The following is a 16,112-nucleotide window of genomic DNA, read 5'->3' as shown; positions in this document are numbered from 1 at the left end:
GGCCATCCATGAATCAAAATTCTATAACACAATCAGCCGATCACATGATCACACTGGATAATGTAAATAAGTGGTATGGACAATTTCACGTATTGAAAGATATTAATCTGCAAGTCAAGCAGGGTGAAAGGATTGTACTATGCGGTCCATCAGGCTCAGGAAAGTCCACGACCATACGTTGTATCAACCACCTTGAAGAGCATCAGCAAGGGCGTATTCTTGTTGATGGTGTGGAATTAAATGGCGATCTACGAAACATCGAGAAAATCAGAACGGAAGTGGGCATGGTTTTCCAGCACTTCAACCTGTTCCCGCATTTGACCGTATTGCAGAACTGCACGCTGGCCCCTTGCTGGGTGCGCCACACACCGAAAAAAGAGGCGGAAGAACTGGCAATGCATTATCTGGAGCGTGTACGTATCGCGGCACACGCGCACAAGTTCCCAGGCCAGTTATCCGGGGGACAGCAACAACGTGTCGCGATTGCTCGCTCACTGTGTATGAAACCCAAAATCATGTTGTTCGATGAACCAACTTCAGCACTTGACCCTGAAATGGTAAAAGAAGTCCTGGATACTATGCTTGGGCTTGCTCAGGACGGAATGACCATGTTGTGTGTGACGCATGAGATGGGCTTTGCAAAAACTGTTGCCGATCGGGTGATTTTCATGGATCAAGGAGAGATCGTTGAACAGGCGCCACCGGACATCTTTTTCTCCAGCCCACGTTCTGAACGTACCCAAACATTCTTGGCACAAATTCTTCACTAATTGAATCCAGGTAAGACATTCGTAAAAGCCGGCCAAAGAGCAGGCTTTTCACACTGATGACAAAGTCCTGGCCTGCCGGTCAGGACTTTGATCTAATGAGGTCAGTGCAAAAAACGGACTGACCGCCATGCTCAAAGAGCCTGCCCCACAGCAATACCAATTTGAAATGGTTACCCTCGAAGAACTGGTGCCTGAAGACCATCTGGTGCGCAAAATTGATGCCGCCATCGACGTTGAATTTATCCGCGATACCGTTGTCAACGCCAAGATTGTTGGCCGTTTTTCGCCATTTTTAATGTCCGCTATTGGTCATTAATGTTGTCCGCTTTCCGCCATTTCATCATCACTGATTGGCGTGGCGTTTTTTGCCAGCACTCCGGCTTTGCGTTTTTCCTTTGACCGATAGCTTTCTCCTTTGATGTCCAGTGTGGTTGAGTGGTGTAGCAGCCGATCCAGGATCGCCGTTGCCAGCACGTTATCGCCGAACATCTCTCCCCAGTCGGCGAACCCATTATTTGACGTCAGCACGATGCTCGCTTTCTCATACCTACGGTTCAGCAACCGGAAGAACAGACTGGCCTCCTCGCGGGTCATCGGCAGATAGCCTATCTCATCCAGTATCAGTACACAGGCGTAACCAAACTGTTGTAGCTGCTTTTCCAGCCGGTTTTCCTGCTTTGCCTTCATGAGTGTGGCGATCTGAACCACCCCGGTTTTCTTGGAGAGGGTTAAAGCAGGAAGCTCAGGCTGCCAGATTGTTACATTTTCTGGAAGCATAATATGCTTTCTCGGCTTTCACTGGTGGTATGTGACCGATGCGTTCGAGCAACCGTCGATTGTTGTACCAGTCCACCCACGCCAGCGTTGCCAACTCCACTTCTGCCTGATTTTTCCAGCTTTTACGGTGTATGACTTCAGCTTTATAAAGGCCGTTGATACTCTCGGCCACAGCATTATCGTAGGCGTCGCCTGTACTGCCCGTTGATGCCAACAACTCTGCATCCTGAAGCCGCTGCGTGTATGCCAGCGAGACGTACTGCGAGCCCTTATCGCTGTGATGGATAGTACCCACTGGACGACGAGCCCACAGTGCCTGTTCCAGAGCGTCCAGCACGAACGTCGTTTCCATCGACGATGAGACTCGCCAGCCAACGATCGCGCCGGCGAACACATCGATGATAAAGGCCACATAGGCGAAGCCCTGCCAGGTGCTGACGTACGTAAAATCTGCACACCAAAGTTGATTGGGGCACTCTGCCACGAACTGACGGTTTACCCGCTCTGCTGCCGCCGCTGTTTTGCGGCTGATCGTAGTCCTGATGACCTTGCCACGGAGTACACCCCGCAGACCCATCATTTTCATCAGACGCTCCACAGTACATCGTGCAACGCTGAAGCCCTCGCGGAGCAACTTTTCGTGCCCCGTAAACACGGTAATTTTCTTCATAAACGCGTTTTATCTCCAGGCTGATCTGAGCATCACGCTTTTCTCGTTGGCGACATTTTTCGGGGTGCTGCCGGCGTTGCTGATGCCAGTAATATGTCGACGTGGCAATATCCAGCTCGCGACATACCGGCCCGACCCCGTGCGTACCACTCAGACGTTCCATAAGTGGCATTATTTTTTCCAGTGGCGGTCGATCTCCGCCTGCGCAAAATAAGCAGAGGCCTGACGCAATATGTCATTGCTTCGGCGGAGTTCCCGATTTTCACGCTCCAGTTCTTTTAAACGCCAGCGTTCATCAACAGTCAGTCTCCCATCATCAAAATTTCTGGGGGAAACATCGCCATGGGTATCAGTTCTGTGCTGTCGCAGCCAGGCCCGCAAGGTATCGTAATGACAAGCCAATTTTTGATGAGATGGCGCGAATGGCATCCGGCTCGGAGTCATATTCAGCGCGGTGTTCAAGAATCATCCTGACGGCACGTTCACGTAGCTCTGGCGGATAACGGTTTGTTGATTTTGATTTCATTTAGGATCGCCTTCCACTGAGAGTTTAGTCTCCAGGAAACTCGGTACGGTTCAGCTCAAAACAACATCATGGTCATCGTTATGCGCGGTTCCGTGGTCTGATGAAAGTGCAGATGCAATGCCTGCTTGCTGCCACAGCGCAGAATATGAAGAAGATGGCGCTGCTGGCGCTGTGTTATCTGCTTTTACTGGCTGACTACAACGCAGTAAAGCGTAATGAGCGCCGAAGAGTGACGCTGAACGCAGTAGTAGGATAAAGACAAAAAATATCGCGTTCGCGACCAACCGTCGTTCGTAAAACAGAACCCCACGTGAAAACATGGGGTTCGTCATCAGTCTGAGCCTGCCAAAGAGCGGGCTTTTATTTGTTCATCCCTATCACGCAAAAAGCTCTTCTCATAACCGGCCTCAACGCAAAAAGCCCCATGCTTTCGCATGAGGCCTTCTGTTTTATTTGATGCCTGGCAGTTCCCTACTCTCACATGGGGAGACCCCACACTACCATCGGCGCTACGGCGTTTCACTGCTGAGTTCGGCATGGGGTCAGGTGGGACCACCGCGCTATCGCCGCCAGGCAAATTCTTTTCCGTCCCGACCGTCATGCGCCTTTCCTCTCGCACAACCACCAGAACCTATCACGGAACAAGCTGACTATCTCTTCTCTCTCAAAACACCTTCGGCGTTGTAAGGTTAAGCCTCTCGGGTCATTAGTACTGGTCAGCTCAACGTATCGCTACGCTTACACATCCAGCCTATCCACGTCGTCGTCTTCAACGGCCCTTATGGGGACCTAAAGTCCCAGGGAAGACTCATCTCGAGGCAAGTTTCCCGCTTAGATGCTTTCAGCGGTTATCTCTTCCGCACTTAGCTACCGGGCAATGCAATTGGCATCACAACCCGTACACCAGCGGTGCGTTCACTCCGGTCCTCTCGTACTAGGAGCAACCCCTCTCAGTCTTCCAACGCCCACGGCAGATAGGGACCGAACTGTCTCACGACGTTCTAAACCCAGCTCGCGTACCACTTTAAATGGCGAACAGCCATACCCTTGGGACCTACTTCAGCCCCAGGATGTGATGAGCCGACATCGAGGTGCCAAACACCGCCGTCGATATGAACTCTTGGGCGGTATCAGCCTGTTATCCCCGGAGTACCTTTTATCCGTTGAGCGATGGCCCTTCCATTCAGAACCACCGGATCACTAAGACCTGCTTTCGCACCTGCTCGAGCCGTCACTCTCGCAGTCAAGCCAGCTTATGCCTTTGCACTAACCTCCTGATGTCCGACCAGGATTAGCTGACCTTCGTGCTCCTCCGTTACGCTTTGGGAGGAGACCGCCCCAGTCAAACTACCCACCAGACACTGTCCGCGACCCCGCTCAGGGGCCCACGTTAGAACATCAAACATTAAAGGGTGGTATTTCAAGGTCGGCTCCACGCAGACTGGCGTCCGCATTTCGCAGCCTCCCACCTATCCTACACATCAAGGCTCAAGGTTCAGTGTCAAGCTATAGTAAAGGTTCACGGGGTCTTTCCGTCTTGCCGCGGGTACACTGCATCTTCACAGCGAGTTCAATTTCACTGAGTCTCGGGTGGAGACAGCCTGGCCATCATTACGCCATTCGTGCAGGTCGGAACTTACCCGACAAGGAATTTCGCTACCTTAGGACCGTTATAGTTACGGCCGCCGTTTACCGGGGCTTCGATCAAGAGCTTCGCCTTGCGGCTGACCCCATCAATTAACCTTCCGGCACCGGGCAGGCGTCACACCGTATACGTCCACTTTCGTGTTTGCACAGTGCTGTGTTTTTATTAAACAGTTGCAGCCAGCTGGTATCTGCGACTGGTCTCAGCTCCGTCCGCGAGGGACTTCACCAAATCCAGCGTGCCTTCTCCCGAAGTTACGGCACCATTTTGCCTAGTTCCTTCACCCGAGTTCTCTCAAGCGCCTGAGTATTCTCTACCTGACCACCTGTGTCGGTTTGGGGTACGATTGCGTGTTACCTGGTGCTTAGAGGCTTTTCCTGGAAGCGTAGCATCGGTTACTTCGCCACCTTGGTGGCTCGTCGTCACGCCTCAGTGTTAATGACGACCCGGATTTTCCAGGGTCATCCACCTTCACGCTTAAACCGGGACTACCGTCGCCCGGCCAACCTAGCTTTCTCCGTCCCCCCTTCGCAGTAACACCCAGTACAGGAATATTAACCTGTTTCCCATCGACTACGCTTTTCAGCCTCGCCTTAGGGGTCGACTCACCCTGCCCCGATTAACGTTGGACAGGAACCCTTGGTCTTCCGGCGAGCGGGTTTTTCACCCGCTTTATCGTTACTTATGTCAGCATTCGCACTTCTGATACCTCCAGCAGCCCTCGCAGGCCACCTTCGCAGGCTTACAGAACGCTCCCCTACCCAACAATATCGCTATTGCTGCCGCAGCTTCGGTGCATGGTTTAGCCCCGTTACATCTTCCGCGCAGGCCGACTCGACCAGTGAGCTATTACGCTTTCTTTAAATGATGGCTGCTTCTAAGCCAACATCCTGGCTGTCTGGGCCTTCCCACATCGTTTCCCACTTAACCATGACTTTGGGACCTTAGCTGGCGGTCTGGGTTGTTTCCCTCTTCACGACGGACGTTAGCACCCGCCGTGTGTCTCCCGTGATAACATTCTTCGGTATTCGCAGTTTGCATCGGGTTGGTAAGTCGGGATGACCCCCTAGCCGAAACAGTGCTCTACCCCCGAAGATGAATTCACGAGGCGCTACCTAAATAGCTTTCGGGGAGAACCAGCTATCTCCCGGTTTGATTGGCCTTTCACCCCCAGCCACAAGTCATCCGCTAATTTTTCAACATTAGTCGGTTCGGTCCTCCAGTTAGTGTTACCCAACCTTCAACCTGCCCATGGCTAGATCACCGGGTTTCGGGTCTATACCCTGCAACTTAACGCCCAGTTAAGACTCGGTTTCCCTGCGGCTCCCCTATTCGGTTAACCTTGCTACAGAATATAAGTCGCTGACCCATTATACAAAAGGTACGCAGTCACCCCCCATTAAGAGAGGCTCCCACTGCTTGTACGTACACGGTTTCAGGTTCTGTTTCACTCCCCTCGCCGGGGTTCTTTTCGCCTTTCCCTCACGGTACTGGTTCACTATCGGTCAGTCAGGAGTATTTAGCCTTGGAGGATGGTCCCCCCATCTTCAGACAGGATGTCTCGTGTCCCGCCCTACTCATCGAACTCACCGTCTGTGCCTTTTCGTGTACGGGGCTGTCACCCTTTGTTGCGCGACTTTCCAGACGCTTCCACTAAGGCACAAACTGATTCAGGTTCTGGGCTTCTCCCCGTTCGCTCGCCGCTACTGGGGGAATCTCGGTTGATTTCTTTTCCTCGGGGTACTGAGATGTTTCAGTTCCCCCGGTTCGCCTCGTTTGACTATGGATTCATCAAACGATGATGCACTAGTGCACCGGGTTTCCCCATTCGGGTATCGTCGGGTATTACGGCTCATATCGCCTTGCCGACGCTTATCGCAGATTAGCACGCCCTTCATCGCCTCTGACTGCCTAGGCATCCACCGTGTACGCTTAGTCGCTTAACCTCACAACCCGAAGGTGTCTTTGATTCTTCAAAGCCTCTTCGCGCCGTGATTATTGAGAGACTCTGATGCGACCGCCTTTTTATCGCTAAAGACTCATGCCGCCGCATCGTTTCAATTTTCAGCTTGTTCCAGATTGTTAAAGAGCAATATCGCAAACCCTGACTATCGCTAGTCAGTTTTAAGATAAAAGATAAGCATGAACACTTACTGAAGACCCCCGCTTTCACCGGAATGGTCGGATGCGCTGGCGTCCCCTAGGGGATTCGAACCCCTGTTACCGCCGTGAAAGGGCGGTGTCCTGGGCCTCTAGACGAAGGGGACACGACACCGTACTTTGTTGACGCTTTTGCTCGTTATTTTCATCAGACAATCTGTGTGAGCACTTCACTCAATCCGCTCTGCTGGTAAGGAGGTGATCCAACCGCAGGTTCCCCTACGGTTACCTTGTTACGACTTCACCCCAGTCATGAATCACAAAGTGGTAAGCGCCCCCCCGAAGGTTAAGCTACCTACTTCTTTTGCAACCCACTCCCATGGTGTGACGGGCGGTGTGTACAAGGCCCGGGAACGTATTCACCGTAGCATTCTGATCTACGATTACTAGCGATTCCGACTTCATGGAGTCGAGTTGCAGACTCCAATCCGGACTACGACGCACTTTATGAGGTCCGCTCACCCTCGCAGGCTCGCTTCTCTTTGTATGCGCCATTGTAGCACGTGTGTAGCCCTACTCGTAAGGGCCATGATGACTTGACGTCATCCCCACCTTCCTCCGGTTTATCACCGGCAGTCTCCTTTGAGTTCCCGACCGAATCGCTGGCAACAAAGGATAAGGGTTGCGCTCGTTGCGGGACTTAACCCAACATTTCACAACACGAGCTGACGACAGCCATGCAGCACCTGTCTCAGAGCTCCCTAAGGCACAACCTCATCTCTGAAGTCTTCTCTGGATGTCAAGAGTAGGTAAGGTTCTTCGCGTTGCATCGAATTAAACCACATGCTCCACCGCTTGTGCGGGCCCCCGTCAATTCATTTGAGTTTTAACCTTGCGGCCGTACTCCCCAGGCGGTCGACTTAACGCGTTAGCTCCGGAAGCCACGGTTCTGGACCACAGCCTCCAAGTCGACATCGTTTACGGCGTGGACTACCAGGGTATCTAATCCTGTTTGCTCCCCACGCTTTCGCACCTGAGCGTCAGTCTTCGTCCAGGGGGCCGCCTTCGCCACCGGTATTCCTCCAGATCTCTACGCATTTCACCGCTACACCTGGAATTCTACCCCCCTCTACGAGACTCCAGCCTGTCAGTTTTGAATGCAGTTCCCGGGTTAAGCCCGGGGATTTCACATCCAACTTAACAGACCGCCTGCGTGCGCTTTACGCCCAGTCATTCCGATTAACGCTTGCACCCTCCGTATTACCGCGGCTGCTGGCACGGAGTTAGCCGGTGCTTCTTCTGCGGGTAACGTCAATGAAAAAGTCTCTTAAACCTTTCCCCTTCCTCCCCGCTGAAAGTGCTTTACAACCCGAAGGCCTTCTTCACACACGCGGCATGGCTGCATCAGGGTTTCCCCCATTGTGCAATATTCCCCACTGCTGCCTCCCGTAGGAGTCTGGACCGTGTCTCAGTTCCAGTGTGGCTGGTCATCCTCTCAGACCAGCTAGGGATCGTCGCCTAGGTGGGCCATTACCCCGCCTACTAGCTAATCCCATCTGGGTTCATCCGATGGCGTGAGGCCCGAAGGTCCCCCACTTTGGTCTTGCGACGTCATGCGGTATTAGCCACCGTTTCCAGTGGTTATCCCCCTCCATCAGGCAGATCCCCAGACATTACTCACCCGTCCGCCGCTCGCCGGCAAAGTAGCAAGCTACTTCCCGCTGCCGCTCGACTTGCATGTGTTAGGCCTGCCGCCAGCGTTCAATCTGAGCCATGATCAAACTCTTCAATTTAAGAATGGTTTGATTCGCTAAGTGAATAGCTTTGCTCAAAGAATCAATAACTGTTTATTCGTAATGAATTTACTGTCAGTCACTCTTCAAGACTCGGTATATCTTTGAGATACGGTCTTGTGAGTGCCCACACAGATTGTCTGATTAAATTGTTAAAGAGCGTTGCATTGCGGCCTGAACCGCTAACGCGAGGTGGCGTATATTACGCATTCCTCTCTCAGAGTCAATGCTTATTTTGAGCATAACTCTTTCCTCTCGCCACCCCGTTGTGATTAAACTCACAGCGCCGTATCGATGGAGGCGCATTATAGAGCTCCCATTTCGTTACACAACTATTTTCTCCATCTTTTTTCTATATTAGCGTGTTTTTCGTCCCTTTCGTTGAGATCTTATTCGATCAAAGCTATTTTCAGGGGACAAATACGGTATAGCAGTTGATATTTTGCCACCCGCTAAAATTACGATGTCATGACTAAGGGGTTGTTGATGGAACCTAAATTAATTCGCCGTTATAAAGACTCGTTTCCTATTGTTAGCAAAAACGTCATGATTGATCGTTCAAGCATCGTTATTGGTAAAGTGACACTGAGTGATGACGTAAGCGTGTGGCCGCTTGTAGTGATTCGCGCCGACGTGAATCAGATAACCATAGGCGCAAGAAGCAATATTCAGGACGGATCGGTTTTGCACATCACCCACTGTTCAGAGAAAAACCCTGAAGGTAATCCAATTATCATCGGAGAAGATGTCACGGTCGGACATAAAGCAATGCTACACGGTTGCAAAATCGGCAACCGTGTATTGGTCGGAATGGGATCGATTATTCTTGATGGCGCCATTATCGAAGACGATGTCATGATCGGTGCCGGTAGTCTTATTTCACCGGGAAAACGTTTAGAAAGCGGTCACTTATACTTAGGTAGTCCTGTGAAAAAAATCAGGCCGCTGGCTCAGGAGGAGATCGAAGGACTCATCTACTCCTCAAATAACTACGTTCGCTGGAAAAATGAATATCTCGCTCAGGATAAGGAAAAATAGTTCCGGACGTCATATTCATTCATTATCACGAATCATTTTTTCAAATATGTCTTCAAAATCCCAGCGATTTTACCTGAACAGCGCCAAGCACAGCTCAGGGCTGACGTTAGAATAATGCCGCCGAAACTGTGCTATACCGATTAGGCATTCCTGCTGAAATCCATTTCCCAAAACCGGAAAACGAATCGCCTGCAACACCCCGTTCCAATGAGTACTAACAATCAATCCGGAAATTGGATCGCCTGATTCACGGCGACAGTTCCAGTTTAAGTAACTGGATGACAGGATTAACATCTGGCATCACGCCATGCCAAAGTTTAAAAGCATGTGCTGCTTGCCCAACCAACATACCTAAACCATCTGCGTAATGGACTGCCCCCTGGTTGATACACCATGCTAAAAATGGCGTAATTCTAGGTAAGTAAAACATGTCATAGCAACGTGTTTCAGGTGAAATCAGCTTCGAGGGTAAATCGGGGACACTACCGTACATGCCGGATGATGTTGCATTGATCACCAGATTGAATAACTGTCCTTGCAACAACGCATCAAACGTTACCGCCTCAATCTCACCAATCGAACCGAAGAGTTGTGCCAATGCATCCGCTTTTGAGAAAGTACGGTTCGTCAGCACGATCGAGCAACCATAAGACAGCAATGGCTGTATAACACCACGGGCGGCACCACCAGCCCCAATCAGTAAAACATGATCTTGTGGATTGATGAAATTCAGCCGCTGCAAATCACTTAACAATCCAATGCCATCAGTATTGTCGCCAAACAAGCGCCCATCTTTAAGCTTCTTTAACGTATTAACCGCACCAGCAAGTGATGCATATTCACTAAGTTCATCTGCCTGTACAAAAGCCCGCTCTTTAAATGGCGCGGTAATGTTCGCGCCCCATGCTCCGTCTAGAAAATAGTGACGAAGAACCTCTTCAAAGGTGTCCTGCGGTGCCAGCACACGCTGATAAGAAAGGTCAATGCCCGTCTGGGCAGCAAATAACTCATGTATACGTGGCGATTTACTGTGTGCGATTGGATTACCAAAAACAGCAAAAGACTTTATCTCAGACACCCTCTTCTCCAATCGTTAGATTAACCCTGACGCAGCAGCTCACCAGTTAAAACATCTCTTATCTCTGAAGGATTTGTCCTGCCACCGACTTTCCCATGAACAATAGGAAAATCTTTACCGAATTGTTGGCAAACTTCCTCCTCAGTACGGCAAGGCGGCAATCCACTCAAATTAGCACTGGTTGAAACTAACGGTTTTCCATAGCTCAGACACAATTGCTTTACCAATGGGTGTGCGCTGACACGGACTGCGAGGGACGTGAATTGCCCGGTAAGCCATTTCGGCGTTGTCGGCTTCGCCGGCATCACCCAAGTAACCGGCCCTGGCCAACTTGAGAACATATCGTATTTTCGTTTTTCAGATAACGCGCTGTCGTCTACATAGGATGATAGTTGCTGGTAATTGGCGGCAATAAGGATCAATCCTTTCTGCCAAGGCCGTTGTTTTAGTGCCAATAAACGCTTGACCGCAATTTCACTATCAGGATCACACCCCAAGCCAAATACGGCCTCAGTGGGATAGGCGATCACACTTTCATTCTGCAATTCCCTTAATAAAGGAACCAGAACATCATCAGAAACATCACTCATCGTTATCAATTTCAGTCTTTGCCGGCTTTCCGCATAATTTGCTGGCACAAAAAAACCTGATGCCCTGCGCTGTTTTCTTCTCAAGCAGTAGCGGGTAATGGCAATAGATACACTCGCCTGCAACAGGTTTATGGTTTAGCGTAAACTGGCAATCAGGGTAGCAATCGCAAGAATGAAATACTTTCCCATAACGGGATTTACGTTGTAGCAAAGTGCCTCTTTTACATTGCGGACAATCAATCGTTGTTTCATCTGGGCGATCTATTGCTTGGGTATGATTGCATTCGGGATAATTGTCACACCCGATGAACATGCCATAACGTCCTTGTCTCAATACCAATGTGGCCTGACATTGCGGGCAAATCTGCCCATCCAATACTTTGACAATATGACCATCTGCCTGAATTTTCAGCGGACGAATAAATCCGCACTGCGGATAGCGGGAGCAACCGAGAAAAGGTCCGTGTCGGCCGGAACGGATAACCAACACAGACCCACACTCAGGACAGATATTTTGTTTCTTTTCGGCAAACAGTGCGGTCTTAGCCATCCGTTCTCTTATATTTATTGCACATAATCGCCATTCACCTCAAATAGTAGCTCTTCCATCTGCTGATAAGCGTTTTCACACCCGGGAACATTGAAAAGCACCATGAGAATGACCCATTTCAGATCCTCAAGATCAAACTCTAGCGTTTCCAGCGCCATCACCCGCTCAATCACCATTTCGCGCGTTTCAAGGCTCAGCACCTGAATCTGTTCAAGGAATAATAAAAAACCACGACAGTCAGCATCAAGCCGTTGCTCTTCATCCTGCGTATAGATTCGCATAGCTAGCGGGTCATGCGCCAGATTAAGAGGCGTGTTCTGCCCTTCCTGTATATCAGCCAGTTTTTCCAACCAATTCAACGCGCTGTAAATATCATTACGGTCAAATCCAGCACGTGTGAGGTCATCAGTCAACGTATCCTGATCGACACGCATTTCTGTTTCATTGTGGATGTAAGTTTCAAACAAGTACATGAGTACGTCGAACATGGCCTGCCCTCCTTAATCGGACATAGCCGCCGGGTACTGATGCGATCCATCCTGCTAACTCCAGTTCCAATAGTTGATTCACTACCTCTGGCACAGGTTGGCCGGCACGTTCAGCGACAACGTCAACAGGTGTAACCTCATCTCCTACGTTAGCCAACACATCAGCAAATGGCAATTCAACATCCGCTTCAACAGCAGAAATAGTTTGATCGTTTTCGGTGGAGATCCAGTGAAGTTCGCTTCTCAACTGTTCGAGAATATCTTTAGGATGAGTAACAAGGCATGCCCCCTGTTGAATCAACCAGTGCGTTCCCTCTGTCATCGGATTGCCAATTGCTCCTGGCAAAGCAAAGACTTCACGACCTTGCTCCAATGCATAGCGTGCGGTAACCAAAGAGCCGCTCCGGATCGATGCTTCAACGACCAATGTTCCCAGACTCAACCCGCTTATAATACGGTTTCTCCTGGGAAAGTTGGTTGGCCTGGGAGGGGCAGACAGCGGAAATTCGGATACCAGCGCACCACCATTTTCAAGGATACGTGAGGCAAGCATCTTGTGGCGATGAGGATAATGAGTTTCCAATCCGCATCCCAATACGCCAATAGTCTTCCCCCCCGCATCCAATGCCGCACGATGCACAATGCCATCAATCCCGATAGCCAAGCCACTGGTGATGGTGAAATCGTTGACGGCCAGTTCCTGAGCAAAAAACTGCCCCCATTGCTCACCATACAGCGTGTTATTTCTGCTACCCACCATCGCTATTTGTGGTGATTTCAGTAAATCTGGATCGCCATCGACAAACAGTAAAAGAGGAGATGAGCGGATATTACTCAGTAAAAACGGGTACCTGTTATCAGAGCAAGTGATGATGTGGTGGCCTGGCTGAGCTAACCACTTTAACGTGGCCTCCAGTATGCGGCGATCCACAAGTTGAAATTGTTCAACCTGAATTTCCGCCATCCCCAGAGATCGCAAGGTATTGTCATCAGTGCGCCCTCTGTCAATGAGCTTCCTGGCGATGACGATCGCGCGTTTCGCGTTCAACTGCTTCACTTCCCTTAAACGCAGCCAAATTTCCGTTGATAGCATTGAACGCCCCTTATTTCTCCGAATTCAGGTTACCGCGTAATTGAGTGCAGATGCTGTCAATCGGAACAGGAAATGTCTAGAATAGTTGGCAGGACTCTTTCACCACTCAGACGCAGATCTAAATATATATGTCAGTTTTGCAGGTATTACACTTTCCGGACGAGCGGCTTCGCATAAAAGCGCGGCCAGTAAAAGAAGTCAATGCAGATATTCAGCGTATCGTTGATGATATGTTTGATACTATGTATGAAGAAGAAGGTATTGGTCTGGCCTCCACACAAGTGGACATTCATCAACGTATTATTGTCATAGATGTTTCAGAAGAACGGGATCAGCGATTGGTTCTGATCAACCCTGAACTGCTTGAAAAGAGCGGTAATGCCGGCATAGAAGAAGGATGTTTGTCGATCCCAGAAACCAGAGCATTGGTTCCGCGTGCCGAACACGTAAAAGTGCGTGCATTGGATCGGGAAGGAAATACATTTGAACTGGAAGCCGACGGTCTTCTTGCTATTTGTATCCAGCATGAAATGGACCACCTGGTCGGGAAACTGTTCATTGATTATCTTTCCCCGTTGAAACGCCAGAGAATTCGTCAAAAGCTGGAAAAACTGGCAAAGCAAAATAGCCGCGCTTAATAATTTTTCCATACAGGAAACACCGTGACTGACTCTTTACGCATCATTTTTGCCGGAACACCTGATTTTGCAGCACGCCATCTTGAGGTCCTGCTATCGTCCAAACATCGGGTTGTCGGTGTTTTCACACAACCTGATCGGCCGGCTGGAAGAGGCAACAAACTGACACCAAGCCCGGTGAAAATTCTGGCGGAAGAACATAATTTGCCGCTCTATCAACCCAAATCCTTGCGTCCTTCAGAAAGCCAGAGGCTAGTCGAAGCGTTACATGCAGATGTTATGGTTGTCGTCGCCTACGGTTTGATTTTACCGCAAGCCGTGTTAAATATGCCACGACTTGGCTGTATCAACGTACATGGTTCACTTCTGCCGCGTTGGCGGGGTGCGGCCCCCATTCAGCGCGCACTTTGGGCGGGTGATCGGAATACAGGTGTTACCATTATGCGGATGGACGCAGGTCTGGATACAGGCGCAATGCTGCATAAAATTGAGTGCCCGATACTTCAAAATGATACCAGTGCAACGCTATACAGCAAACTTGCTGAACTGGGTCCACGCGGCCTTTTAGAGACGCTTGAACAGCTTGCCAATGCTTGCAGTACAGCAGAAGCGCAAGATGATGCTTTTGCCACCTATGCTGAAAAACTCAGTAAGGAAGAAGCCCGCCTTAACTGGCAGCTTTCTGCGGAGCAGCTTGAGCGTTGTATTCGGGCTTTTAATCCCTGGCCAGTCAGCTATTTCCTGATAGACGAACAGCCTGTGAAAGTATGGAAAGCAGAGGTTATTTCTTCCAATCACTTTTCGCAGCCAGGCACTATCCTGCAAGCTGACAAGAAAGGCATCCAGGTTGCCACTCGGGAAAATATTTTAAATATTGTCGAATTACAGCCCGCAGGCAAAAAAGTGATGAAAGCACAGGATTTACTTAACTCACGCCGGGAGTGGTTTACACCCGGTAATATTCTGGCCTAGTCGATTCGCATACCGGTCGCTATCACCGGTATGCCCACCTCTCATGTAGTCGCTAACGAATGAAAAGCTCATATAATCTTCGCAGCATTGCCGCTAAAGTGGTAGGACAAGTATTGGACCACGGACAATCACTTAGTACGCTGTTACCTGTTTATCAGCGAAAGATCGCCGATAAAGATCGCGCATTACTACAGGAACTATGCTTTGGCGTACTACGTGTATTGTCGCAATTAGAATGGTGTATTCAACAATTGATGTCCAAACCTCTGACGGGTAAACAGCGACCGCTCCATTACCTCATTTTGGTCGGCATCTATCAGCTGTTATACACGCGTATTCCGGCACATGCGATACTGGCCGAAACCGTTGAAGGTGCCGTTGCCATGAAACGACCACAGCTTAAGGGACTAATCAATGGTGTATTACGCCAATTTCAACGACAGCAGGATGAGTTAATCCAGCGTGTAGCAAATAACCCCGCTCATTTCCTGCACCCCGGCTGGCTATTAAAAAGGATTAAAGATGCCTATCCGGAACAGTGGGAAGAGATTATTGACTCGAATAATCAACGCCCGCCAATGTGGCTGCGCGTCAATCGTCTGCACCATACCCGTGACGCGTATATCGCCTTATTAACTCGGGAAGGCATTGAAGCTTTCCCCCATCCTGACTATGCCGATGCCATTCGGCTATCTACGCCCTGTTTAGTTAATCTTCTTCCAGGGTTTTCGCAAGGCTGGGTAACGGTACAGGATTCTTCAGCCCAGGGGTGTGTTTATTGGCTGGCACCACAGGACGGTGAACAGATTCTCGATCTCTGTGCGGCACCTGGCGGTAAAACGACGCATATTCTCGAAGCCGCACCCAAATCTCACGTTCTAGCCATTGATATCGACAGCACAAGGCTCAACCGGGTGAGAGAAAACCTACAACGTTTGCAGTTGCACGCTGAAGTCAAGCAAGGGGATGCACGCTACCCTGCAACTTGGTGCGGTGACAAAGTATTTGATCGCATTCTTCTCGATGCGCCTTGTTCAGCGACCGGAGTCATTCGCCGCCATCCAGATATAAAATGGCTACGACGAGATGATGACATTGCAAAACTCGCCATACTGCAAAAACAGATCCTTGATGCTGTCTGGCCTCATCTGAAAACAGGCGGAACGCTGGTCTATGCGACGTGCTCAATTATGCCGGAAGAGAACCAGCAGCAAATAACCGCTTTCCTCAATCGCTATACCAACGCACGGTTAATAGAGACGGGAAATTTAACAAGTCCTGGCATACAGAAACTACCCAGGGTCGATGATGGCGATGGCTTCTTTTATGCGAAACTGGTAAAAAGCTGACATCAACCCCAGTATTGTCCAACCCCCGGCAATGA

The 16,112-nt window shown here is 49.9% G+C and carries 12 protein-coding genes, 1 tRNA gene, 3 rRNA genes, 3 pseudogenes and 1 other annotated feature; of the genes and pseudogenes, 7 read left to right on the top strand and 12 right to left on the bottom strand.

Going from position 1 to position 16,112, the window contains the following annotated elements:
* The first annotated feature begins 8 nt into the window (after positions 1-8).
* Positions 9-770 (top strand): amino acid ABC transporter ATP-binding protein, encoded by a 762-nt coding sequence (locus EH207_RS00895; RefSeq protein WP_137712323.1) that lies wholly within the window; start codon positions 9-11, stop codon positions 768-770.
* 127 nt (positions 771-897) lie between these two features.
* A complete protein-coding gene (locus EH207_RS18290; RefSeq protein WP_137712322.1) occupies positions 898-1,086 on the top strand; it encodes a hypothetical protein in 189 nt (62 codons plus the stop codon).
* Here the strand turns inward: EH207_RS18290 and EH207_RS00885 are convergent.
* A pseudogene (locus EH207_RS00885) lies at positions 1,083-1,469 on the bottom strand (ATP-binding protein); the annotation flags it as partial. The gene EH207_RS18290 and the pseudogene EH207_RS00885 sit on opposite strands and share 4 nt — an antisense overlap.
* A gap of 43 nt (positions 1,470-1,512) precedes the next feature.
* A pseudogene (locus EH207_RS00880) lies at positions 1,513-2,743 on the bottom strand (IS3 family transposase).
* Positions 2,318-2,434, bottom strand: a sequence feature (AL1L pseudoknot). Its footprint overlaps the pseudogene before it by 117 nt.
* A 55-nt stretch (positions 2,744-2,798) precedes the next feature.
* Here EH207_RS00880 and EH207_RS18285 point away from each other — a divergent pair.
* Positions 2,799-2,999 (top strand): annotated as a pseudogene (locus EH207_RS18285) (transposase); the annotation flags it as partial.
* Between the two features lie 202 nt (positions 3,000-3,201).
* Here the strand turns inward: EH207_RS18285 and rrf are convergent.
* The 4 genes from rrf to EH207_RS00855 form a co-directional block, all read right to left on the bottom strand.
* Positions 3,202-3,317 (bottom strand): 5S ribosomal RNA (gene rrf / locus EH207_RS00870).
* Between the two features lie 111 nt (positions 3,318-3,428).
* Positions 3,429-6,334: ribosomal RNA gene (locus EH207_RS00865) — 23S ribosomal RNA — on the bottom strand.
* Positions 6,335-6,579: 245 nt separating this feature from the next.
* Positions 6,580-6,655: transfer RNA gene (locus EH207_RS00860), tRNA-Glu, on the bottom strand.
* An 84-nt stretch (positions 6,656-6,739) separates the two neighbouring features.
* Positions 6,740-8,281 (bottom strand): 16S ribosomal RNA (locus EH207_RS00855).
* Together the 16S, 23S and 5S rRNA genes with 1 tRNA gene alongside form the textbook arrangement of a ribosomal RNA operon.
* 486 nt (positions 8,282-8,767) lie before the next feature.
* On the opposite strand from EH207_RS00855, the gene EH207_RS00850 reads away from it, so the two are divergent.
* Positions 8,768-9,319, top strand: a complete 552-nt coding sequence (locus tag EH207_RS00850; protein ID WP_137712321.1) for a gamma carbonic anhydrase family protein — start codon at positions 8,768-8,770, stop codon at positions 9,317-9,319.
* 69 nt (positions 9,320-9,388) lie between these two features.
* Here EH207_RS00850 and EH207_RS00845 read toward each other — a convergent pair whose 3' ends face one another.
* The 6 genes from EH207_RS00845 to dprA are packed head-to-tail and all read right to left on the bottom strand — an operon-like array spanning position 9,389 to position 13,118.
* Positions 9,389-9,613 carry a DUF1488 family protein gene (locus EH207_RS00845; protein WP_246048918.1) on the bottom strand — a complete coding sequence of 75 codons (225 nt, stop codon included), beginning with the start codon at positions 9,611-9,613 and terminating at the stop codon, positions 9,389-9,391.
* Complete coding sequence (aroE, locus tag EH207_RS00840; RefSeq protein WP_137712320.1) at positions 9,567-10,397, bottom strand: shikimate dehydrogenase; 831 nt, start codon at positions 10,395-10,397, stop codon at positions 9,567-9,569. Before aroE ends, EH207_RS00845 begins: the two co-directional genes overlap by 47 nt.
* Before the next feature lie 20 nt (positions 10,398-10,417).
* Complete coding sequence (gene tsaC, locus EH207_RS00835) at positions 10,418-10,987, bottom strand: L-threonylcarbamoyladenylate synthase type 1 TsaC (RefSeq protein WP_137712319.1); 570 nt, start codon at positions 10,985-10,987, stop codon at positions 10,418-10,420.
* A complete protein-coding gene (locus EH207_RS00830; protein ID WP_137712318.1) occupies positions 10,980-11,537 on the bottom strand; it encodes a DNA topoisomerase family protein in 558 nt (185 codons plus the stop codon). Before EH207_RS00830 ends, tsaC begins: the two co-directional genes overlap by 8 nt.
* Positions 11,538-11,551: 14 nt before the next feature.
* Entirely contained in the window at positions 11,552-12,025 is a 474-nt protein-coding gene (gene smg / locus EH207_RS00825) for a DUF494 family protein Smg (protein WP_137712317.1), read from the bottom strand.
* Positions 11,997-13,118, bottom strand: coding sequence for a DNA-protecting protein DprA (gene dprA, locus EH207_RS00820; RefSeq protein ID WP_137712316.1), 1,122 nt, complete (start codon positions 13,116-13,118; stop codon positions 11,997-11,999). The genes smg and dprA overlap by 29 nt, the downstream gene beginning before the upstream one ends.
* A 128-nt stretch (positions 13,119-13,246) precedes the next feature.
* Here dprA and def point away from each other — a divergent pair, with 128 nt between their 5' ends.
* From def to rsmB, 3 genes are read left to right on the top strand one after another with little or no spacing between them, the layout of a single operon-like run.
* Positions 13,247-13,756 (top strand): peptide deformylase, encoded by a 510-nt coding sequence (gene def / locus EH207_RS00815; RefSeq protein WP_137712315.1) that lies wholly within the window; start codon positions 13,247-13,249, stop codon positions 13,754-13,756.
* Positions 13,757-13,780: 24 nt separating this feature from the next.
* Positions 13,781-14,728, top strand: a complete 948-nt coding sequence (fmt, locus tag EH207_RS00810) for a methionyl-tRNA formyltransferase (RefSeq protein WP_137712314.1) — start codon at positions 13,781-13,783, stop codon at positions 14,726-14,728.
* Between the two features lie 59 nt (positions 14,729-14,787).
* Entirely contained in the window at positions 14,788-16,077 is a 1,290-nt protein-coding gene (rsmB, locus tag EH207_RS00805; protein WP_137712313.1) for a 16S rRNA (cytosine(967)-C(5))-methyltransferase RsmB, read from the top strand.
* The last annotated feature ends 35 nt before the right edge of the window (positions 16,078-16,112 follow it).

Origin of the sequence: Brenneria rubrifaciens (assembly GCF_005484945.1) — a bacterium.
Taxonomy (GTDB): domain Bacteria; phylum Pseudomonadota; class Gammaproteobacteria; order Enterobacterales; family Enterobacteriaceae; genus Brenneria; species Brenneria rubrifaciens.
Note: the sequence above shows the minus strand (reverse complement) of the source record. Positions and strands in the feature narration are given on the sequence as shown.